The sequence below is a fragment of the Nonomuraea glycinis genome, assembly GCF_035920485.1.
Classification (GTDB): domain Bacteria; phylum Actinomycetota; class Actinomycetes; order Streptosporangiales; family Streptosporangiaceae; genus Nonomuraea; species Nonomuraea glycinis.
In genome coordinates this window covers 2,185,590-2,205,763 of sequence record NZ_CP109166.1, presented here as the reverse complement: position 1 = coordinate 2,205,763, position 20,174 = coordinate 2,185,590, and the positions used below count along the sequence as shown (strand labels likewise).

Here is a 20,174-nt window from a genome sequence, read left to right as displayed (position 1 = left end):
GTCGGATCGATCGCCACCGACCACCTGATGCACTTTCCCGGCCGCTTCGCCGACCATCTGGTGGCCGATCAGCTCGACCGGGTGTCACTGAGCTTCCTGGTCGACGATCTCGTCGTCCACCGGGGCGGAGTCGGCGCGAACATCGCCTTCGGCATGGGTGTCCTCGGGCAACGGCCGCTGCTCGTGGGCGCGGTCGGCGCCGACTTCGCCGACTACCGGGCGATCCTCGAACGGCACGGCGTCGACTGCGGCGGGGTGCTCACCGTCGAGACGGCCCACACCCCGCGCTTCACCTGCACGACCGACGACGACCAGTGCCAGCTCGCGTCGTTCTACCCGGGGGCGATGACGGAGACGAAGAACATCTCCCTCGCCCCGATCGTGGAGCGGTACGGCATCGGGCTGGTGCTGGTCGGCGCGAGCGATCCGGACGCGATGGTGGCGCAGACCGAGGAGGCCAGGGCGCTGGGCGTGCCGTTCGCCGCCGACCCGTCGCAGCAGCTGCCCCGCCTCGACGGCGACCAGTGCCGCGCGCTGGTCGACGGCGCCCGCTACCTGTTCACCAACGAGTACGAGCTGGAACTGCTGATCCGCAAGACCGGCTGGACCGCCGACGAGATCACCGGCCGGGTGGGCCTGCGGGTGACCACGCTGTCCGACCGGGGCGTCGACGTCGTCGGCCGGGACGGCACCGCGCTGCACGTCGGCGTGGTGCCGGCCCGGACGATCGCAGACCCGACCGGCGTCGGCGACGGGTTCCGGGCCGGGTTCCTGGCCGGCGGGAACGGCGGGCTGGGGCTGGAGCGGGCCGCCCAGCTCGGGGCGCTGGTCGCCACGCTGGTGCTGGAGTCGAACGGCGCCCAGGAGTGGGCCATCGACGCCGGCACCGATGTGGCCCGCCTGCGCGGGGCCTATGGTGAGCAGGCGGCGGCGGACATCGAGCCGGTGCTGCGGGCCGCCCTGGGCTGAGGGATATGCCGGATTTGTCCGGCCGCGTATTCTTGTCGTGGCGCACCCTGTGCGCCACGAAGTGCGAGGAGATGCGGCATGCGGAGCATCGGGTACGTCGGCGTGCGGTCCGCGTCGGCGCGGGACTGGCTGGACTTCGGCCCACGTGTCTTCGGCTTCGAGGCCTACCAGCTCCCCGACGGGACGGTCCGGGTGCGCTGGTGCGACCGGTCGCACCGCCTCGCGATCCACCCGGGTGACTCCGACCGGCTGCTCTACCTCGGCTGGGAGATCGGCGCCGAGGAGTCGCTGGAGGACGTCGCGGCCCACCTGACCGCCGCCGGGTTCGAGGTGACGACGGGCTCGGCGCGCCTCGCGGCGGACCGTTCCGTCGACCGGCTCATCTATTTCGACGACCCCTTCGGCCTGCGGCACGAGTTCTTCGTCGGCCAGGAGGAGACGGCGGGCTCCTACCAGGGGCAGCGGCCGACGTCGCGGACGGTCACCGGGGAGCTCGGCCTGGGCTTCGTCGTGCTGCGGGTGCCCGACCTCCAGCGGGGTCTCGACTTCTACGCCACCGTGATGGGCATGAAGGTGTCCGACGCGATCAACCTTGGCCCGCACCTCGGCGAGATGTGGTTCCTGCGGTGCAATCCGCGCCATCACAGCATCGCCCTGCTGGAAGGGGCCGGCACCCTCCGGCTGGAGCACCTGATGATCGAGGCGACCACGCTGGAGGAGGTGGAGATCGCCTGGGACCTGGCCCGGCACGAGATGGACGCCTTCGTCAGCCCCGGACGCCGGCTGTCGGACAACATGTTCCTGTTCCGGGTGCACACCTCGACCGGCTTCATGGTCTGCTACGGGTGGGGCGCGACGCAGGTCGACGACGAGGAGAGCTGGATCCCGCGCTACATCGACTCCTCGACCGGGGCCGGCATCGTCTACTCCGCCGCCGCCGTCGTGACGGCGGGCGACCCGTCCGCCGAGGTCAAGCGCTGACCTCCAGGGCGTCGATGATCTCCAGAGCCACCTGGGCGGCGAGCCGGTCGCGATAGTTGTTCAGGTCCAGCCCGGTGATCTCCTCGATCCGGTGGATCCGGTAGGTGACCGTGTTGGGATGCACGTGCAGCAGCTTCGACGCCCGCTGCGGGCTGTTGTTCTCCCGGAAGTAGCACATCAGCGTGGAGATGTACTCCGAGTGGTGCTTCTTCTCGTGGCGCAGCACCTCGCCGAGGATGTCCGTGGCGAACTCGCGCAGCGTCTCGATGTCGGGCACCTGGAGCAGCAGGCGGCTGATGCCGAGCTTGTCGAACGCGACCACGGCGCCGCGCTGGCCGAGCCGCCGGATCACCTCGTTGGTCCGCCGCGCCTCCTCGTAGGAGCGGGCGATGTGCGCCGGCTCGTGGAACGCGCCGCCGACGCCGATGGACACCCCGACGTCGGGGAACAGCGCCCCGAGCCGCTGCACGCACAGGGTGCCGAGTTGCTCGGCCCGGGTGGTCGAGCCCGGCGTGGCGGTCTCCGTCAGCACCACGACGACCTCGTCGGTGCGTACGGAGGTGATCGCGTCCGGGGACTGGGCGATGAACAGGCGGGCGGTCGCGCCGGCGGCGCGTTCGGCGACGAGGGCGCTGCGCTGGGAGTCGCCCGCGGGCGGTTCGAGGATGACCGACAGGACGCGGTGCTCGCGCTCGGTGTCGTAGCCGAGATGCTGGGCCCAGCGCACGACCTCGTCGTTGTCCCGGCCCGACCCGGACAGCAGTCCTTCGACGAGGTCGTCCCGCACCTGGCTGGCCGCCGAGAAGAAGACCCGCTCACGGGCCAGGATGACGCCGCAGATCGTCGCGGCGTGCTCGGCGATCAGCAGGTCGATGTCCTCGCCCTGGTCAGGGGCTGCCGAGACGAGCGAGACGAGATAGGCCGGCACGGTGTCGCCGACGAGGATCGGTGCCACGACACGGGCTCGGCCGCGCGCCGGATCGGGCAGCCGGAGCGGGTGCCGGGACTTGCCGGCGTCGGCGAGCATGTGCGCCAGCCGGGGGTGGATCAGATGGTCGTGGACATACTGGATGGCGCTGTCGTCGCTCTCTCCCGGCGAGGCGGCGGCGAGGATGCCCATCTTCTGGCTGATGACGGCCACCGTCACGTCGGTCCGGTGGGCGACGAGGTGGGCGACCGTGCCGATGTCGGCGTCCTGAAGAGCCAGCCCGGACAGGTGACGGTAGATCTCCACCAGGTCGCGCAACGTCCGGTTTTCCTGGGTGATCGCGGTAGAACCGCTGGTGACGCTGGTCAGGCCGGTGAACGGTGACTCTGCGGCCATGAGCGAATCCTAAGGTCGAACGTCGGGGGTGCCATGTGTGTGACGACAAAGAGTACGCCCCCATACTGTGCTGTAGCCCACAGTGCTCCTTCGTCTGGTCGGCTATACGTGGTAATCGACCCATGTCCGACGCCGTCTCACCATGACGGCGTTTCGCGTGGTCACCGCCTTGCCACGGGTGTCCGGTAACGATCCCGAAACCGCCCATTTACGCAACGGCTCCCTCTTGACGCCCACGTAGCCGCAGGGCAGCATTGCGTTTACAACTATTGCACATTTTGTCCCATTATCGGACAACGGCGCAGTGGATCGATGCGGCACGGACGGAGCCCGGCGGATGTCTCGCCCGGCTCCGCACTCTCTTCGTTCCACGTAGCGCTGGACGGAGGTGGCGGTGAGCGCAGGCATGGTAATTCGCCGGCTCGGCGGCGGTCTGCTGGTCTTGTGGCTTGTTTCGATTCTCACCTTTCTGCTGGTGCAGTTGATTCCCGGCGATGTCGCCGAGGTGATCGCAGGTGAGAACGCCACTGTGGCCGAGGTGAGCAGGATCCGCATCGAGCTCGGCCTGGACAAGCCGATCCTGGAGCAGTATTCCAGTTGGTTCGTCGGCATCCTGCAAGGAGATCTCGGCGACTCGTTGTTCACCAACAGGTCCGTCGCGGACACGATCATCGAGGCGGCCCCGCCGACCGTGATCATCACCCTGATGGCGATCGTGGTCGCCGTCGTGATCGGTGTGACGGCCGGCATCGTCGCGGGCCTCACCCAGGGAAGCTGGATCGACCGGAGCGTGTCGGCCCTGGCCACCCTCGGCATCGCGATGCCGAGCTTCTGGCTGGCGATGGTGCTCGTGTCCGTGTTCGCGCTGGCCAACCCCTGGCTACCGGCGACCGGATACGTCGATATCAGGGAGGGCTTCGGGGAGTGGCTCTCCTACGTGATCCTCCCCTCCACGGCGCTCGGCCTGGCCACGGCCGCGGAGCTCGCCCGGCATACCCGAGGATGTGTGGCCGACGTGCTCACCCGCCCTTATGTGCGTACGGCACGGGCCCGCGGCGCCTCGGGCATCTGGCTGGTCCGCCGGCACATCCTGCGCAACGCGGCCATCCCCGTGGTGACCGTGCTCGGCCTGCAGGCCGGACGGCTCCTCGGCGGCGTGATCGTGGTGGAGGCCGTGTTCGGCATCTCCGGCCTCGGCTCCCTCGCCATCAACTCGGTGCTCCAACGGAACTATCCGATGATTCAGGGATACGTCCTGTTCAGCGCCGTCATCGTGGTGGGGATCAACCTCATCGTGGACCTGGCCTACGGCTGGATCAACCCGAAGGTGCGTACGGCATGACCACGGCCACCCGAAGCGCACGCCCGCGCCACGTCATCCGAACGCTCCTGCGCCGGCCGGCCAGCGCGATCGCCGTCGGATTCATCGGCATCCTGGTCTTCTTCGCGATCGCCGGGCCTCTCGTCTACCCGTACGACCCGGAGGTCCAGGACCTCGGCAACAGGTTCGCCGAGGTCAGCTGGACGCACCTGCTCGGCACCGACGAGTTCGGCCGGGACGTCGCGAGCCGGATCATCCAGGCGTCCCGCATCGCCGTCACCGCGCCGCTCATCTCGGTGGGCGTGGCGCTGCTCATCGGGCTGCCGCTGGGACTCTGGGCCGGGCTGCGCCGCGGCGCCGTCGACGCCGTCGCCGGTCGGCTGGCCGACACCATCCTGAGCCTCCCCGCGCTCGTGGCGGCCCTGGCCATCATCGCGGTGCTCGGCCCGGGACTCGTCAACGCCATGCTGGCGATCGGCATCATCTTCGCACCCGGTCTGTTCCGTGTCGTACGCGGGGCGACGCTGGCCGTCGCGGAGGAGACCTTCGTCGACTCGGCGGTGGCGATCGGCTCGTCCACCCGGCGCACCCTCTGGGTGCACATCCTGCCCAACATCGCCGCTCCGCTGCTGGTCCAGGTCACGATCCTGATGGGCGTCGCCCTCCTGGTCGAGGCGAGCCTGAGCTTCATCGGCCTGGGCGTCCAGCCGCCCGACGCGAGCTGGGGCTCGATGCTCAAGGCCGCCTACACCAACCAGTTCCACTCGCCCTTCGCGGTGGTGCCGTCCGGAGTCGCGATGGTGCTGACCGTGCTCGCGTTCAACACGATCGGTGACTCGATCCGTGACGCCGTCGGACTCAGGAGGCGTACATGACAGCAGGACCGGGACAGCGAAGCGACGTCGGCGACGCCGAGCCGCTGCTGGCCGTCAAGGGCCTCACCATCGATCTGCCCGGCGGCGTCGGGCAGCGTGGCCTGGTCGAGGACGTCACCTTCGAGGTGCGCAAGGGCCAGGCGGTCGCGCTGATCGGCGAGTCCGGCTGCGGCAAGTCGCTGACCTCCATGGCGATCCTGGGCCTGCTGCCGGCGGCCGTCCGGGTCGCGGCGGGCTCCATCCACTTCGACGGGGTCGACCTGCTCACCTGCAACCGGAAGCAGCTTCGCAAGGTGCGCGGCGGGCCGGTCGGCATGGTCTTCCAGGAGCCGATGAGCAGCCTCAACCCGACGATGACCGTCGGCGACCAGATCGCCGAGGTGCGCAGGCTGCACCTGGGCGAGCGGCGGTCGGTGGCGCTCAAGGAAGCGGCGAAGCTGCTGAGCCGGGTCGGCATCCCCAACGCCGACCGCAGGCTCGGGTCCTACCCGCACGAGATGAGCGGCGGCATGCAGCAGCGCGTCATGATCGCGGCGGCCATCGCCTGCGACCCCAAGCTGCTGATCGCCGACGAACCGACCACCGCGCTCGATGTCACGATCCAGGCCGAGATCCTGGAGCTGCTGCGCGACCTGCGCCGCGACCTCGATCTCGCCGTCCTGCTGGTCACGCACGACCTCGGCGTGGTCGCGGACTTCTGCGACGACGTGGTCGTCATGTACGCCGGTCACATCGCCGAGCGAACCCCCGTCGACCGGCTCTTCTACGAGCCGCAGCACCCGTACTCCAGCGCGCTGCTCGCCGCGGTGCCGCAGGCGGGCCGGGCCCGGACCAGCCTGACGGTCATCCCGGGCCGGGTCCCGTCGGCGGGACACTTCCCCGGCGGCTGCCGGTTCGAGCCGCGCTGTGCGCACAGCGTCGAAGACGTCTGCCGGCGACCACAGGCCGACACGGCCATCGCCGACGATCGCCGCACCCGGTGCGGACGTGTCGCCTCCGGTGACCTGATTCTGAAGGGGACCGTCCGTGGCTGAGGATCATGTGGTCTTGCGCGTGCGCGGCCTGACCAAGTCGTTCCCGTTGCGCCGCAGCTTGCTGGGCCGGGCGCTGGAGAGCGTCCGCGCCGTCGACGGCGTCGACCTGGAGGTACGGGCCGGCACCACGGTCGGCATCGTGGGCGAGTCCGGCTCGGGCAAGACGACCGTGGGCCGGCTGATGGCCCGGCTGCTCAAGCCGGACCAGGGCACGGTCGAGGTGGAGGGCAAGGACGTCAGCAGAGCGCGCGGCAGCGAGCTCAAGGAGATGCGCAGCAGGCTTCAGGTCATCTTCCAGGACCCGTACGGCGCGCTCGACCCGACCAAGACCATCGGCCACGCCATCGCCGAACCTCTCCTGGTCCACGGCAAGATCGGCCGGGGCGAGATGCGGGAGCGCGCCGCCCAGCTGCTCGGCCGGGTCACCCTCGACCCGGCGTTCGTCGACAGGTATCCGGACGAACTGTCCGGCGGGCAGCGCCAGCGCGTCTGCATCGCCCGCGCGCTGGCCCTGTCGCCGAGCGTGCTCGTCGCCGACGAGCCCACCTCCGCGCTGGACCTGTCCACCCGTTCGGAGATCCTCAACCTGCTGCTGTCCATCCAGGAGGACACCGGGCAGGCGATGGTCCTGGTGTCCCACGACTTCGCCACGGTGCGGCACCTGTCGCACCGGATCGCGGTGATGTACCTGGGCCGGATCGTCGAGGAAGGCCCCGCGGAGCAGATCGCGACCCACCCGCTGCACCCGTACACCAAGGCGCTGCTGTCGGCGGTGCCGGTGCCCGACCCGGACGTGCAGCGTTCGCGGCGCCGCACCGTGCTCAGCGGCGAACTGCCCGATCCGGCGAACCCCCCGTCGGGCTGCCGCTTCCGCACCCGCTGCCCGGTCGTCCAGGACGCGTGCGCGAGCCAGGACCCGCCGTTGCTGCAGATCGGCGAAGACCACCGGGTCGCCTGCATCCTGCATCAGCCGCCGCAGGACGACGCGGTCGTCAACGAGCCGCAGGAGACGGCGCGATGAGCGGGGCGGGAGCTCTCAGCGGGATCCGCGTCGTCGACTTCGGTCACCACGTCGCCGGGCCGCTGGCCGCGGTCATGCTCGCCGACCAGGGCGCCGACGTCGTGCACATCGACCGTCCGGGCGTCACCCCGCCGGCCGACGACGCGTTCTTCAACCGCGGCAAGCGGCGCATCACCCTCGACCTGAAGGACCCGGAGGACCTGAAGGTCGCCCGTGACCTCGTCCGGCGGGCCGACGTCCTCATCGAGAACTTCCGGCCGGGGGTGATGGACCGGCTCGGGCTCGGCTGGGCGGAGTCGCGCGCCGTCAACCCGCGGCTCGTCTACTGCTCGATGCCGGGCTTCGCGGCCGACGACCCGCGCGCCGGGGTCCCCGGCTGGGAGGGCGTCATCGCCGCCGCCACCGGCAACTGCCGGATCCGGGCCGGTCACGCGCCGGACGGCTGGGACGCCACCCGGCCGACCTACACGGCGATCCCGGTCGCGTCCAACTTCGCGGCGTTCTGCGGCGCCTTCGCGATCGTGGCCGGCCTGACCGCGCGGCAGCGCACCGGCCGTGGCGACCGCGTCGAGGTTCCGCTGTTCGACGCGATGTTCGAGGCCATCGGGGGGAGCGGCGCCTACCCGGTCGCGCAGGGGCTGCCGCCGGATCGGGCGATCAGCTCCAACGGCAGCGGTACGTACCGGTGCGCGGACGGCAGGTATGTGCAGTTCAACCCGATCGGCGCGACGCCTCGCTTCCTGGCCTGGTTCCTCGACGCGGCCGGGGTGACGGCCTGGGCGGGCGAGGGCCTGACCGACCGCGCCCGGCAGGATCGCGACCCCGAGCTGCGCCGGCTGCTGCACGACCGGCTCACCGCGCTGTTCCTGACCCGGCCGGCGCTTGAGTGGGAAGAGCTGGCCAACGCGGCCGGCGTCCCGCTCGCCGCGGTCCGGACGCTGGCCGAGTGGCTGGAGAACGACCACGCGCTCGCCGCCGGGCAGGTCGTCGTGGTCGACGATCCGGAGCTCGGGGCGACGGCGATGCCGGGCGCCGCGGTGTGGCTGTCCGCCACCCCCACCCTGCCCGGCAGGCCACGGCACCTGCCCGACGCCGACCGCGCCGAGATCCTCGCCGAGCTCGCCGCACCGCTCGCCGACCCGGCACCCGTCGCCTCGCCTCCCACCGATCCCACAGCCACCGAAGCCGAAGCCGAAGCCGAAGCCGCCTCGCCGGCTGCCGGTCTGCCGTCCGGGGAGGGTGACGCGGTCGCCGCACTGCCCTACGCGGGCCGGCGGGTCGTCGATCTCACCCAGATCCTGGCCGGACCGAGCGCGGGACGGATCCTGGTCGAGTTCGGGGCCGACGTCGTGAAGATCAACTCGCCGCAGCGGCGGGTCGGCGCGCACGGGTTCGTCAACCGGGGCAAGCGGACCGTTCTCGTGGACGTGAAGTCCAGCCAGGGCCAGCAGATCCTCTGGCGGCTCATCGAGGACGCGGACGTCCTGACCCACAACTTCCCCGAGCGGACCGCCGAACGCTACGGCCTCGGCTACGAGCACGTGCGGGCCCGCCGCCCGGACATCGTGTACGTCTCCGTCAGCTGTTACGGCTACGGCGGGCCGTGGGCGAACCGCCGGGGCTACGAGACCCAGGGGCAGGCCGCGACCGGGATCATGACCAGGGCGGGCGGCGACGGCAAACCGGCCGTGCTCGGCCCGTACAACCTCCTGGACTACGGCACCGGGGCCATGGCCGCCTTCGCGACCGCGGTGGGTCTCTACCATCGCGAGGTGACCGGCGCCGGCCAGCAGGTCCGCACCTGCCTCACCCAGACCGGCGTGTACCAGCAGGCGAGCCTCGCGGTGCGCACCACGGGCCGGACCGAGCCGGCCGGGCCGTCGGCTCTCGGGCTCGACGGGTGGCACCGGTTCTACCAGGCGGCCGATCAGTGGTTCTTCCTCGGGGCGGACCGGCACAGCCTGCCGGTCCTTCGCGAGGTGCCCGGTCTGGAGCAGGCGCTGTCCGGCCTGGACGGCTCCGACGACGACGCGGTGGCCGAGGCCCTGGAGGCCGCCTTCCGTGCCGGCACCGCCCGGGAGTGGACCGACCGCCTCACCGCGGCGGGGCTGGGCGCGCATCCGGTCATCACCCTCGCGGAGCTGATGACCGACCCGTGGGCCCGATCGAGAGGCCTCACGGTCAGCCAGATCTCCGAGGAGGTCGGCGAGGTGGTGATGCCCGGCATCGCCATCCGGGTGGACGGCGCCCCGCCGCGCCTGGGCCATCCGGTACGCCGGCCCGGCGCCGACGCGCGCGAGGTGCTGAGCCGGATCGGGCTCGCCGATGCGGCGGAGGCGCTCGAACAGGGCTGGGCCGTACAGATGACCGCGCTTCCCCCCGGCTGGGACAACTTCTGACCCCGGCTACTTCCCGCCCCGATCACTTCCCGCCCTGGCCACGTCCGATGGCCGTTTCCGACCTCGGACGAGCAAGCCAACAGCACATCCCCGGCCCGCTGAGCGGGACGCGCCGCGATCGCGGCACTGACAGGAGGACTGATGAGCGACGACCCGGCCACCCGGTACGACCTTGTGATCAAAGGCGGCCGGGTCCTGGACCCCGGGCAAGGGCTCGACGGCGTCATGGACCTCGCCATCACCGGCGGCCGGGTCTCCGCGATCCGCGCGGACATCCCGGCCGAGTCGGCCCGCCGGGTGATCGACGCGAGCGGCCCTGGACGGTACGTCGTCCCCGGCCTGATCGACATCCACACCCACGTCGCGCACGGCGCGATCACCCCGGGTGTGGGCATGGAAGGCTGCGACCCTGACGCCATCGGCGTGCAGTCGGGAGTCACCACGCTGGTGGACGCCGGATCCGTCGGCGTCGCCAACATTGGCGTCTTCTCCGCCTACATCCAGCCGAACGCCAGGACGCGGGTCATCCCGTACCTGAACATCGGCAGTTACGCGCACACCATGCCCACCATGATCGACGTCAACGACCTGGCCGAGATCGACCCGGTCGCGATCGCGAAGTGCGTCGCCGCCAACCCGGGCCTGGTCCAGGGGATCAAGCTGCGGCTGGTCGGACCGCTGGTCGCCACGCACGGCAAGGAGATCGTGTCCGCGACCAAGGCGGTGGCCAGGGAGCACGGGGTCCCGCTCATGGTGCACATCGGCGACCTGTCCGCGCGGCGGCGGCCCGATCCGCACCTGCTCGAACCGGCCACCCGGTTCGCCATCGAGCAGCTCGACGCGGGCGACATCCTCACCCACCTGTGCACGCCGAACCACGGCGGTGTGATGGACGCGGCGGATCGGATGATGCCCGCCCTGCTGGCCGCCCGTGAGCGCGGGATCACCCTCGACTCGGCGCTGGGCCGGGGCAACTTCGGCTACCGGGTGGCGAGCGAGCAGCGCGCGCTCGGTCTTCTGCCCGACACCATCAGCAGCGACCTGACCGCGGCGGGAGAGACCTTCCACTCCCTGCTGGAGTGCATGGCCAAGTTCATGGCCGTGGGCTACACCCTGTCCGAGGTGGTCCGGATGACCACCGTGAACGCGGCGCGGGCGATCCGGGCGGAGCACGAGCTCGGCGCGATCGCGGTCGGCCGGGAAGCCGACGTGACGGTGCTCGACCTGGTCGAAGGCGACTTCGAGTTCGTCGACACCAAGCAGGAGGTCTTCCACGGCGGCTTCGGCCTGCGCCCGGTGCAGACCGTGCGGGCCGGCGCGCTGATCGCGCCCGGCTGGGGCACCCACCCGTGGGGCTGGCTGCCGGCGCCGCGTTCGACCGCGGGGGCGGCGTCGTGACGGGCGGGCGGCGGTTCGCGGCCGACGGCGACTGGGAGCAGATCCCGGACGGCCTGCGGCACGCGGACGTGGCCGCGGTCGACGTGGACGCCGACGACCGCGTCTACCTGTTCACCCGCTTCGACGGCCAGGTCATCGTGTACGAGCGCGACGGCACCTTCGTCCGGAGCTGGGGCAAGGGCCTGTTCACCACGCCGCACGGGCTGACCGTCGGCCCGGACGGCGGCGTCTACTGCGTCGACGCGGGCGACCACACGATCCGCAAGTTCACCCCCGAGGGCGAGCTGCTCATGATGCTGGGCATCGCCGGCATGGCGTCGGACACCGGGTTCGTCTCCGGCCGGCCCGTGACCGTGCACAGCGTCGAGGGCGTCCGGTACGCGGGCGGGCCGTTCAACCGCCCCACCAACCTCGCCGTCGCCCCGGACGGCGACCTCTACGTGACCGACGGGTACGGAAACAGCCGGGTGCACAGGTTCACCGCCTCCGGCGACCTGATCGGATCCTGGGGCGAGCCGGGCACCGGCCCCGGCCAGTTCCACCTGCCGCACTGCCTGGACGTCGCGGCGGACGGGCGGGTGTTCGTCGGCGACCGGGAGAACGACCGGATCCAGATCTTCACCCCGGACGGGGAGTTCATCGAGGAGTGGACCGACATCCGGCGCCCGTGCGACCTCACCATCGCCCCGGACGGCTCGGTGTACGTCGTCGAGCTGTGGCGGCCGGCGGGCAAGCGGTCCTTCGTGCACGGCGAGGCGCTGGAGGACCAGCCCGCCCGGCTGACCGTGCTGGACCGGCACGGCCACGTGGTCGAGCGGTGGGGGGACTCCACGACGGACCGCACGGCGGTCGGCAACTTCATCGCACCGCACGGGGTCGCGCTGGACTCCCACGGAGACCTGTACGTCGCCGAGGTGACGTACAGCTTCGCCATCAGACCCGGCTGGGTCGAGCCGTCGAGCGGCCGGCACCAACTGCAGAAGTTCCTGCGCGTAGGCGCGGGAGAAGACACCTTGGCTAGGAGAAACGCATGAGGCGCGGAAACGGTCGGATCCTCACCACGCACGGCGGCAACCTGCCGCGGCCCAAGGACCTGGACGAGCTGATCGCCCAGGGCGACCGGGAGGCCATCGACGCGCGCCTGCCGGGCGCGGTGGAAGAGGTCGTCGCTCGCCAGGTCGAGTGCGGCATCGACACCGTCAACGACGGCGAGTACGTCAAGGCCGCGAACCTGGCCGGCTACAGCGGCTACATCCACTCCCGCGTGACCGGCTGGGAGACCCTGCCCATCGACCCGGACGTGCCGCCGAAGCGCGAGTACGTCGCGGCCCGCGACAAGGCGGATTTCCCGGGCACCTACGCTTCCGGCCTCTGGCTGGCCGGGGCCGGCGGGCCGATCAGGCCCGGCTTCTCCACTCCGGGCAACGCCCCGAAGCCGCCGACGTCGACCCGGGTGTGCACCTCCCCGATCACCTACATCGGCCAGGACGCCATCGCGAGAGACGTCGCGGCGATGAAGACGGCGGTCGAGGGCAAGGAGGTGGACGGCTTCATCGCCGCCCTGGGACCGCTCAGCCTGGGCGCGGGCGCCACCAACGCGCACTACGCGAGCGAAGAGGAGTACATGTTCGCGGTCGCCGAGGCGCTCCGCGAGGAGTACCGGGCGGTCACCGACGCCGGTCTGGTGCTGCAGATCGACGAGCCCGAGTTCGCGACCACCTGGCAGTTCCACCCGACCTGGTCGGTCGAGGACCTGCGTCGCTACCTCGAGTTCGCGGTCGAGGTCATCAACCACAGCATCGACGGGCTGCCCGCCGAGCAGATCCGGATGCACACCTGCTGGGGCAGCGGCCACCGGCCGCACACGCAGGACATCGGCCTCGAACACATCGCGGACCTGCTGATCAAGGTCAACACCCAGGCTTACGCCGTCGAGTCGGGCAACGTCCGGCACGCGCACGAGTGGCGGGTGTGGGAGGACGTGAAGCTGCCCGAGGGCAAGATTCTGGCTCCCGGCGTGGTCAGTCACGCCACTGACCTGGTCGAGCACCCCGAACTGATCGCCGAGCGGCTGACGAACTTCGCCAGCGTGGTGGGAAAGGAGAACCTGCAGGCAGGGACCGACTGCGGGATCGGATCGCGAGTGGGCCACGAGGAGATCGTGTGGGCGAAGCTCGCCGCGCTCTCCGAAGGCGCCGCGATCGCCAGCAGGCGACTGTGGGCCGACTAGCCCACAGCTCAAGACCAGGACCTGGTGGGGGCGACATTCAGCGTCACGGCTGAAGACAGGTCACCGAGAACAACGGGGACCCGCGGATACGGGCCGGCACGTCGACGACGGAGCCGGGGAGCACCGCGGGTCGCCAGTCATACCAGTCAAGCTCGCTTCTGAAATATGGAGGCATAAGCCGTGAAACGAGCAGCAGTAAAGACAGCCGGTGCATTTCTCGCCACCGGTCTCGCCCTCTCCGGCTGTGGCGCCGGGACGACCGACCAGCCGAAGTCGACCGCCGCAGCCGGCGCCCCCGACACCTCGGCCATCCTGCGGTGGGCCGTGCCGGGCAACCCGACCTCCTTCGACCCCCGCAAGGCCGCGCCGCTGGACCCGGTGTTCCTGGACGTGGTCTACGAGCACCTGATCGGCCGGAGTGCCGCCGGTGAGATCGGGCCGGGTCTGGCGACCGAGTGGACGTTCTCGGACGAGAACAAGGTGATCACCCTCAAGCTGCGCGAGGGGGTGAAGTTCCACAACGGCGAGGACTTCAACGGCGAGGCCGTCAAGGCGTCGCTGGAGGCGTACAAGAAGAGCGGTGCGCTGGTCACGACGCTGTCGGTGCTCGACAAGGTCGAGGTGACCAGCCCGACCGAGGTGAAGCTGACCTTCACCGAGCCGGCCGGTTACATGATCAACGTGCTCGCCGGTGAGGCCGGCATCGTGGTCGCGCCCGGCGCGCTCGACGCCCCGGACCTGCCGACCAAGCCGGTCGGCACCGGTGCCTTCCAGATCGACACGCTGCAGGTGGGCAAGGTCACCTTCAAGAAGTTCGACGGCTACTGGAACGCCGCGGAGACGACCATCGGCGGCGTGGAGATGACCGTCTACTCCGACGAGACGACCCGCCTGCGCGCGGTGAAGTCGGGGCAGGCCGACGGCACCTCCATCACGCCCGGCCAGATCAAGGAGGCCGAGGCGGACGGCATGACCGTCATCAAGGGCCCCAACACCACCTTCAACGGGATCCTGCTGAACACCTCCGTCAAGGGGCTCGACAACCCCAAGGTCCGGCAGGCGTTGATGTACGCGATCGACCGCGAGTCGATCAGCAAGAACCTGTACGAGGGCGCCTGCGTCGCGTCGGTCCAGCCGTTCCAGGAGGGCTTCTGGGCCAACGTGCCCGAGCTGAACGACGTGTCGTCCTCCTACGACCCGGAGAAGGCCAAGAAGCTCCTGGCCGAGGCGGGCTTCCCGAACGGCATGGAGCTGACGCTGGAGGTCGGCCCCAACACGTCGTACCAGACGCTCGCCCAGGCGCTGCAGGCACAGCTGCAGCAGGTGGGGGTCAAGGCCACGATCAAGGTGCTGGAGTTCCAGCAGATGATCACCGCTCGCCGGACCGGCAAGTTCACCGCCACGGTGGCGCTGGTGCAGGCCGGACGGCCCGACCCGAGCCAGTTCGCCAAGGACTTCTACATGAAGGGCGGCTCCTACAACCCGGGCGGCTACTCCCTGGACGGGCTCGGCGACCTGCTGGCGAAGGCGCGGGCCAGCGATGACGTCGCCGAGCGTTCGGCGCCGATGCACGAGATCATCAAGAAGGTCGTGGAGACCGGGCCGCCGGTGATCCCGGTGTGCGGCGTGACCTACGTGGCGGCCTTCCGTAAGGGCGTGACCGGGCTCGACGTGCCGGCGGTCGGCGACTACCACTTCAACTCCGTGAAGATCAGCGGATAACAGAGAAAGGAAGCCCATGCGGCTCAACGACAAGGTGGCCATCGTCACCGGATCAGGGCGTGGCCTCGGCCGCGCGTACGCCGAGGCGCTGGGCGCGGCCGGTGCCGCCGTGGTGGTCAACGACATCGACGCCGACGTCGCCAAGGAGACCGTCGAGGCGATCACCGGCGCCGGTGGCCGTGCCGTCGCCGAGGTGTGCGCCGTCGGCAGCACGGAGTCGGCCGACGCGCTGGTTCAGCGGGCCGTCTCGGAGTTCGGCCGCCTGGACGTGATGTGCACCAACGCCGGCGCGCTGCGCGACCGGACGCTGGCGAAGGTCACGGACGAGGAGTTCGACCTCGTGGTGGACAGCCACGTCCGTGGCACCTTCACCTGCGGTCGCGCCGCGGTCCGGCAGTTCCGTGAGCAGGGCGGCGGTGGCCGGCTGATCCTGGTCGGCTCACCGGCCGGCCAGTACGGCAGCTTCGGTCAGACGGCGTACGCGGCGTCCAAGGCGGCCATCATCAGCATGGTGCGGGTGTGGTCGATCGAGACGGCGAAGCTGGGCGTGACCGTGAACGCGATCGTGCCCACCGCGCTGACCCGGATGGCGGCGACCATCCCGTCGCTGACCGAGGTCGTCGCGGCGGTCGAGGCCGGCGGCCCGGTCCCGGCCGACCTGCGCCGGCGCGGCATCGGCAAGGTCGAGGACGTGGCGCCGCTCGTCGTCTACCTGGCCTCGGACGCGTCGGCCGACGTCACCGGGCAGTACATCGGCTTCGGCGGCGACCGGTTCGCGATCTGGGCGCACCCCAAGGAGGCGTTCGTCACGCATCGCGACGGTGGATGGAGCGCGGATCAACTCGCCGCCGACTTCCCCGGCTTCGCGGAGCACCTGCAGAGCCACCTGCCGCCCCCGAAGTGACCGACGAGAGCCGCCCCAGCTCAGCTGGGGCGGCTCAGCGTGCGCTCGATCGCGGAGGTACGCGTGCGCATGTAGGCGTACTCGGCCGTACGAGCGCACGCGCGGCTGCTCGGCCGTACGAGTGACTCGTACGGCCGAGAACTTGTGTTCAGCAGAAGTAGAACGCGTGTGAGGCGAGCGAGATCCGGCGGCGCAGCGCGGGGTCGGGCACCAGCTGCGCGAAGGAGTCGACGGCGTCGCGGTAGGTGACCGGGTACCGGGCGCCGATGAACGGGGCGTCGCTGCCCCAGAAGACGTGGTCCGGCCCGGCGGCCCCGATCAGGGTCGCCGCGTGGTCGGCCAGCATGGCCGGGCTGATGTTGAAGCGGTAGCCCGCGGACAGCTTCACCCACACCCGGCCGGTGCCGAGGGCGCGCAGCAGCGCCCTGCCGCCGTCGCCGGTGTAGCCGGCGTCCCGGTCCGGATCGCCGAAGTGGTCCACGACGACCTTCACCCCGGAGGCGGTCAGCCGGTCGAGCACCGGCGGCAACCGGACGCCCTCGATGTTCAGCTCGACGTGCCAGTCGAGGTCCGCGATCCGGAACAGCAGCCGCCGGTACGCCGGGTCGCTGAGATCCGGCAGGTCGGCGAGGCGTCGCCACTGGAAGCGGACGCCCACCACGCCGTCGGCCTTCATTTGTTCCAGGACGTACCGGTCGGTGGTGGGCTCGACGATGACGGTCCCGCGCAGCCGCTTGTGCGCGCGCAACGCGTCGATCGTGTAGTCGTTCAGATCGCCGAGCAGGCTCATCGCCGAGAGCACGCCGTAGTCGACGCCGTGCTCGTCCATCATCGTCACGAACGTGTCCGCCGTCAGCTCACCCTCGGGCCGGGTCCACGCTCGTGCCGCGAGTGGTAGCGCGCTGGTGAACAGATGGACATGGGTGTCCACAAGAGGCACCTCGCCGTCGCCGGCGGCACCGCTGACCGGTGTCAGCTCGCCCGGCACGCCGCGAGTCATGGCGTCGCGAGTCATGGCGTCGCAATGCGGTAGAGCGAGGCCGCCGTGCCGCCGAGGACCAGGGCGGCGTCCCGGCTGGACAGGCCGGAGACCGACTCGCGGGCGATCTTGACCATGTCCTCGTAGGCGCCGGGGGTCTGGGTGACGTCCGACCCCCACAGCACCCGCTCGGCCCCGAACCGGGAGACGAGCCATTCGACCACGACCGTCGGCGAGATCCCCGCGGCGATGATCCGGGCGAAGTTGAGCGTCGTCACCTTGATGTGGACCTGCGGCAGGTCCGCCAGCGCGAGCAACCCGTCGGCCCCCGGGTAGGGAGCGTCACGGTCGGTCTCGACGCTCGCGATGTGGTCGAGGATCACCGGCACGCCGGGGAACTCGCGGGTCACCGCGTCCAGCGCCCGCAGGCTCTCGTCGCGGTTCCAGCGGTAGATGTGCAGGCACATCGACAGCCCGAGCTCCTCGGCCTGCCGCCACACCTGGCGGGCGGAGGAGCCGGCGAACCAGTCGGTGCCGGGCGTGCCGCCGTGCTGGTTGCCGCCCGGCGAGGTCAGCCGGACGGCCACGGCCCCGCGCTTCGCCCAGTGGCGCACGCTCTCCGCCGCGTCCGGCGCCTGCGCGTCGAGCACGCACATGGCGGCCAGCCGGTCGGGGTGCCGCGTCGCCGAGTCCACCACGTAGCTGTTGTCGTAGCCGTACACGTGCGCGCGCTGGACGGCGACCGCGCCGGACAGCTCGTTGTCGCGCAGCGCGGCGAGCAACCGCTCCGCGGTCATCGGATCGTCGCGTACGGCCTCGCTGACCGAGCCGCCGGGCGGGTTGAACGGGTAGGCGGGGTCGTCGGTCACCAGGTGCGCGTGTGCGTCGATCACGTTCAATGGATGCGCTCCCAGGTGAGGATGGGGGTGGGCGGCCGGCCGGGGGTCCGCTCGGCGCGCAGGATCAGCCGGTCCCCGTGGACGACGGCGAGGCGGACCAGCTTGGCGCCGATCCAGTTGGGGTAGATGGCGGCTTCGACCTGGTGGATGACCCGGTCGCCGGACCATTCGTAGCGTCCGGCGTACGCGCCGTAGGTCCGTACGGCCTCGAGTTTTTCCGCGTCGGTGGCCCAGCGCCAGTTGTCCGAGCGCAGGCGCGGCCGGTCGCCGGCCATGTACTGCACCGACATGTGGCCGTCGGCGCCGTAGATGAGCCGGCCGAGCGGGTGGTCCCCGAGGGGGCGAGCGCCGTCGTCGGGCTCGCCCTCCATCACGTAGTCGACGAGCTGCCAGGTTCCGATGATCATGAGGTGGCGCCGATCTGCTCCCGGAACGCCTGCGCCATCGTGTGGGCGGTGCGGGCGAGCATGGTGGCGTCGTTGCCCATGATGAGGAACTGGTGGCCGAGGGCGGCGGCCCGGACGGCCGACGGCGCGTCCACGCAGGCCGCGCCGCAGGGCTTGCCGGCGGCGGCGGCCGCGGCCCGCGCCCGGTCGAGTGACTCCTTGACCACGGGGTCGGTCACCCGGACCCCGAGGGAGACGGACAGGTCACCGGCGCCCAGGAACACCGCGTCGACCCCCGGCACGGCGAGGATGCCGTCGGCGGCGTCGATGGCGGCCGGGCTCTCCAGCTGGGGGATGCAGACGACGTCCTCGTTGCCGACCCGGATGTACTCGTCCCGGCCGGTCAGCCCCCACTTGCCCGCGCGGCTGGTGCCGCCCGCGCCCCGGTTGCCGAGGGGCGGGAAGCGGGTGGCGGCCACCACCCGTTCGGCGTCGGCCACCGAGTCGACGTGGGGGACCAGGATGCCCCGCGCGCCGGCGTCGAGGACCCGCTGGATCGTCGAACCCTGGTGGTCGGGCACGCGGACCAGGGGGTCGACGCCGTAGGCGTTGGCGGCGCTGATCATCCGGGCCGCGAGGGTGAGATCGAGGGGGGCGTGTTCGAGGTCGATGACCACGAAGTCGAATCCGGCGCTGGCCATGATGTCGACGCTCTCGGTGGTCGCCAGCTTGATCCAGGTGCCGATCCGGGGCGTCTGGGCGGAGGCGGTAGCGAAGAAGGTCATGCGGTCGTCACGTGCTCCGGGGCGGGGTACTCATCGGCGTTGAGCACCCAGCCGGCCTTGGCGGAGAAGTCCGCGCGCGGTGGGCTGAAGATGTCGATGAGCATGTGCACGCCCTCGCCGACCGCCTGACTGGTGTGCACGGTGGGCGGCGGGATGATCGCCACGGCGGGGCTCCCGACGGCCGCGTGCTCGTCGGCGCGCCACTGCGAGCGCTTAGACGTCCAGGGCGTCCGGACATGGTGGATGTAGTCACCGGCGACGGTCAGCGAGCACTGCTCGAAGTCGTCGTGGTGGTGGGGGGAGAGCCGGTCGGGGTCGCGCGGCCCGTCCTTGGGGTCACCGAAGTTGACCATGAAGGCGCTGGAGCGGAAGATCCGGCCGAACCGGCCGGGCCGCAGCGGGAAGTCGGCGTTGCGGTAGACGCGCAGGCGGTGGCCGGCGGGCGGGTCGGGCCACGGCTCCAGCAGGGCGACGCGCGGGTGGTCCTCGGCGTACGTCGCGGCGTTGCCGCAGCGCGCGAGCACGTCGGTGGTGCGGACGTCGAACAGGCGGACCAGGTCGCCGTCGCCGTGGCCGGTGACCGCGCTGTCGCCGGGCGGCACGATGACCACGCCGCTGCCGGACACCTTCTGGCTGTCCGCGCCGGCGCTCACGTCGATCGTGACGTCGTCGTGGGGGAGGACGATGACGTACTCCTCCTTCTGCGCGGCGGCGTCGCGGGCCAGCGTGTCGCCGGAGACCAGGCGGGTGAAGGCGAGCACGAAGTTCTGGCCGCGTACGTACCAGGTCTTGCTGCCGAGCTCGGAGACCTCGTCGGGCGGCAGCGCCAGGAACTCGTACGTGGCCAGCGCGGCGATCGGGGCGTGCGGATCCGTCGTGCTCGTGCTCGTGTTCGTGTTGAGCGCGGCGCGCGGATCGGTGGGGCTGTACATGTGATTCGTCCTTCG

The 20,174-nt window shown here is 71.0% G+C and carries 18 protein-coding genes; 12 read left to right on the top strand and 6 right to left on the bottom strand.

Going from position 1 to position 20,174, the window contains the following annotated elements:
• The first annotated feature begins 27 nt into the window (after positions 1–27).
• Both OHA68_RS10175 and OHA68_RS10170 read left to right on the top strand, forming a co-directional pair.
• Positions 28–969 carry a PfkB family carbohydrate kinase gene (locus OHA68_RS10175; RefSeq protein ID WP_327109484.1) on the top strand — a complete coding sequence of 314 codons (942 nt, stop codon included), beginning with the start codon at positions 28–30 and terminating at the stop codon, positions 967–969.
• A gap of 78 nt (positions 970–1,047) precedes the next feature.
• Entirely contained in the window at positions 1,048–1,950 is a 903-nt protein-coding gene (locus tag OHA68_RS10170; RefSeq protein ID WP_327107387.1) for a VOC family protein, read from the top strand.
• On the opposite strand, the gene OHA68_RS10165 is transcribed toward OHA68_RS10170, so the two are convergent.
• Positions 1,940–3,274, bottom strand: coding sequence for a PucR family transcriptional regulator (locus OHA68_RS10165; protein WP_327107386.1), 1,335 nt, complete (start codon positions 3,272–3,274; stop codon positions 1,940–1,942). The two genes, OHA68_RS10170 and OHA68_RS10165, sit on opposite strands and share 11 nt — an antisense overlap.
• Before the next feature lie 394 nt (positions 3,275–3,668).
• Here OHA68_RS10165 and OHA68_RS10160 point away from each other — a divergent pair, with 394 nt between their 5' ends.
• The 10 genes from OHA68_RS10160 (at position 3,669) to OHA68_RS10115 (ending at position 16,178) form a co-directional block, all read left to right on the top strand.
• Positions 3,669–4,616, top strand: a complete 948-nt coding sequence (locus tag OHA68_RS10160; protein ID WP_327107385.1) for an ABC transporter permease — start codon at positions 3,669–3,671, stop codon at positions 4,614–4,616.
• Positions 4,613–5,470 (top strand): ABC transporter permease, encoded by an 858-nt coding sequence (locus tag OHA68_RS10155; protein WP_327107384.1) that lies wholly within the window; start codon positions 4,613–4,615, stop codon positions 5,468–5,470. The genes OHA68_RS10160 and OHA68_RS10155 overlap by 4 nt, the downstream gene beginning before the upstream one ends.
• A complete protein-coding gene (locus OHA68_RS10150; RefSeq protein ID WP_327107383.1) occupies positions 5,467–6,504 on the top strand; it encodes an ABC transporter ATP-binding protein in 1,038 nt (345 codons plus the stop codon). Before OHA68_RS10155 ends, OHA68_RS10150 begins: the two co-directional genes overlap by 4 nt.
• Positions 6,497–7,525: an ABC transporter ATP-binding protein gene (locus OHA68_RS10145; RefSeq protein ID WP_327107382.1), complete on the top strand. Its 1,029-nt coding sequence runs from the start codon at positions 6,497–6,499 to the stop codon at positions 7,523–7,525. Before OHA68_RS10150 ends, OHA68_RS10145 begins: the two co-directional genes overlap by 8 nt.
• Entirely contained in the window at positions 7,522–9,924 is a 2,403-nt protein-coding gene (locus OHA68_RS10140; RefSeq protein WP_327107381.1) for a CaiB/BaiF CoA transferase family protein, read from the top strand. The genes OHA68_RS10145 and OHA68_RS10140 overlap by 4 nt, the downstream gene beginning before the upstream one ends.
• A gap of 141 nt (positions 9,925–10,065) precedes the next feature.
• Complete coding sequence (locus OHA68_RS10135) at positions 10,066–11,322, top strand: amidohydrolase family protein (RefSeq protein WP_327107380.1); 1,257 nt, start codon at positions 10,066–10,068, stop codon at positions 11,320–11,322.
• Positions 11,274–12,356 carry a peptidyl-alpha-hydroxyglycine alpha-amidating lyase family protein gene (locus OHA68_RS10130; RefSeq protein WP_327107379.1) on the top strand — a complete coding sequence of 361 codons (1,083 nt, stop codon included), beginning with the start codon at positions 11,274–11,276 and terminating at the stop codon, positions 12,354–12,356. Before OHA68_RS10135 ends, OHA68_RS10130 begins: the two co-directional genes overlap by 49 nt.
• A complete protein-coding gene (locus OHA68_RS10125) occupies positions 12,353–13,552 on the top strand; it encodes a cobalamin-independent methionine synthase II family protein (RefSeq protein ID WP_327107378.1) in 1,200 nt (399 codons plus the stop codon). Before OHA68_RS10130 ends, OHA68_RS10125 begins: the two co-directional genes overlap by 4 nt.
• Before the next feature lie 180 nt (positions 13,553–13,732).
• Positions 13,733–15,274, top strand: coding sequence for an ABC transporter substrate-binding protein (locus OHA68_RS10120; RefSeq protein WP_327107377.1), 1,542 nt, complete (start codon positions 13,733–13,735; stop codon positions 15,272–15,274).
• Positions 15,275–15,290: 16 nt separating this feature from the next.
• Positions 15,291–16,178 carry an SDR family NAD(P)-dependent oxidoreductase gene (locus OHA68_RS10115; protein WP_189138081.1) on the top strand — a complete coding sequence of 296 codons (888 nt, stop codon included), beginning with the start codon at positions 15,291–15,293 and terminating at the stop codon, positions 16,176–16,178.
• Between the two features lie 148 nt (positions 16,179–16,326).
• On the opposite strand, the gene OHA68_RS10110 is transcribed toward OHA68_RS10115, so the two are convergent.
• The 5 genes from OHA68_RS10110 to OHA68_RS10090 are packed head-to-tail and all read right to left on the bottom strand — an operon-like array spanning position 16,327 to position 20,159.
• On the bottom strand, positions 16,327–17,193 hold the full coding sequence (locus tag OHA68_RS10110; protein WP_327107376.1) for an amidohydrolase family protein: 867 nt from the start codon (positions 17,191–17,193) through the stop codon (positions 16,327–16,329).
• Complete coding sequence (locus tag OHA68_RS10105; RefSeq protein WP_327107375.1) at positions 17,190–18,050, bottom strand: amidohydrolase family protein; 861 nt, start codon at positions 18,048–18,050, stop codon at positions 17,190–17,192. Before OHA68_RS10105 ends, OHA68_RS10110 begins: the two co-directional genes overlap by 4 nt.
• A gap of 2 nt (positions 18,051–18,052) precedes the next feature.
• A complete protein-coding gene (locus OHA68_RS10100; RefSeq protein ID WP_189138084.1) occupies positions 18,053–18,463 on the bottom strand; it encodes a lipocalin-like domain-containing protein in 411 nt (136 codons plus the stop codon).
• Entirely contained in the window at positions 18,460–19,227 is a 768-nt protein-coding gene (locus tag OHA68_RS10095) for an HpcH/HpaI aldolase family protein (protein WP_327107374.1), read from the bottom strand. Before OHA68_RS10095 ends, OHA68_RS10100 begins: the two co-directional genes overlap by 4 nt.
• Positions 19,224–20,159, bottom strand: coding sequence for a cupin domain-containing protein (locus OHA68_RS10090; protein WP_327107373.1), 936 nt, complete (start codon positions 20,157–20,159; stop codon positions 19,224–19,226). Before OHA68_RS10090 ends, OHA68_RS10095 begins: the two co-directional genes overlap by 4 nt.
• Positions 20,160–20,174: the final 15 nt, after the last annotated feature.

What these genes read in the sequence shown, in the direction of transcription:
- OHA68_RS10090 (WP_327107373.1), bottom strand. Translation starts at nt 20,159, where the DNA reads ATGTACAGCCCCACCGATCCGCGCGCCGCGCTCAACACGAACACGAGC.
- OHA68_RS10175 (WP_327109484.1), top strand. Translation starts at nt 28, where the DNA reads ATGCACTTTCCCGGCCGCTTCGCCGACCATCTGGTGGCCGATCAGCTC.
- OHA68_RS10125 (WP_327107378.1), top strand. Translation starts at nt 12,353, where the DNA reads ATGAGGCGCGGAAACGGTCGGATCCTCACCACGCACGGCGGCAACCTG.
- OHA68_RS10095 (WP_327107374.1), bottom strand. Translation starts at nt 19,227, where the DNA reads ATGACCTTCTTCGCTACCGCCTCCGCCCAGACGCCCCGGATCGGCACC.
- OHA68_RS10100 (WP_189138084.1), bottom strand. Translation starts at nt 18,463, where the DNA reads ATGATCATCGGAACCTGGCAGCTCGTCGACTACGTGATGGAGGGCGAG.
- OHA68_RS10140 (WP_327107381.1), top strand. Translation starts at nt 7,522, where the DNA reads ATGAGCGGGGCGGGAGCTCTCAGCGGGATCCGCGTCGTCGACTTCGGT.
- OHA68_RS10155 (WP_327107384.1), top strand. Translation starts at nt 4,613, where the DNA reads ATGACCACGGCCACCCGAAGCGCACGCCCGCGCCACGTCATCCGAACG.
- OHA68_RS10170 (WP_327107387.1), top strand. Translation starts at nt 1,048, where the DNA reads ATGCGGAGCATCGGGTACGTCGGCGTGCGGTCCGCGTCGGCGCGGGAC.
- OHA68_RS10150 (WP_327107383.1), top strand. Translation starts at nt 5,467, where the DNA reads ATGACAGCAGGACCGGGACAGCGAAGCGACGTCGGCGACGCCGAGCCG.
- OHA68_RS10115 (WP_189138081.1), top strand. Translation starts at nt 15,291, where the DNA reads ATGCGGCTCAACGACAAGGTGGCCATCGTCACCGGATCAGGGCGTGGC.
- OHA68_RS10135 (WP_327107380.1), top strand. Translation starts at nt 10,066, where the DNA reads ATGAGCGACGACCCGGCCACCCGGTACGACCTTGTGATCAAAGGCGGC.
- OHA68_RS10110 (WP_327107376.1), bottom strand. Translation starts at nt 17,193, where the DNA reads ATGACTCGCGACGCCATGACTCGCGGCGTGCCGGGCGAGCTGACACCG.
- OHA68_RS10165 (WP_327107386.1), bottom strand. Translation starts at nt 3,274, where the DNA reads ATGGCCGCAGAGTCACCGTTCACCGGCCTGACCAGCGTCACCAGCGGT.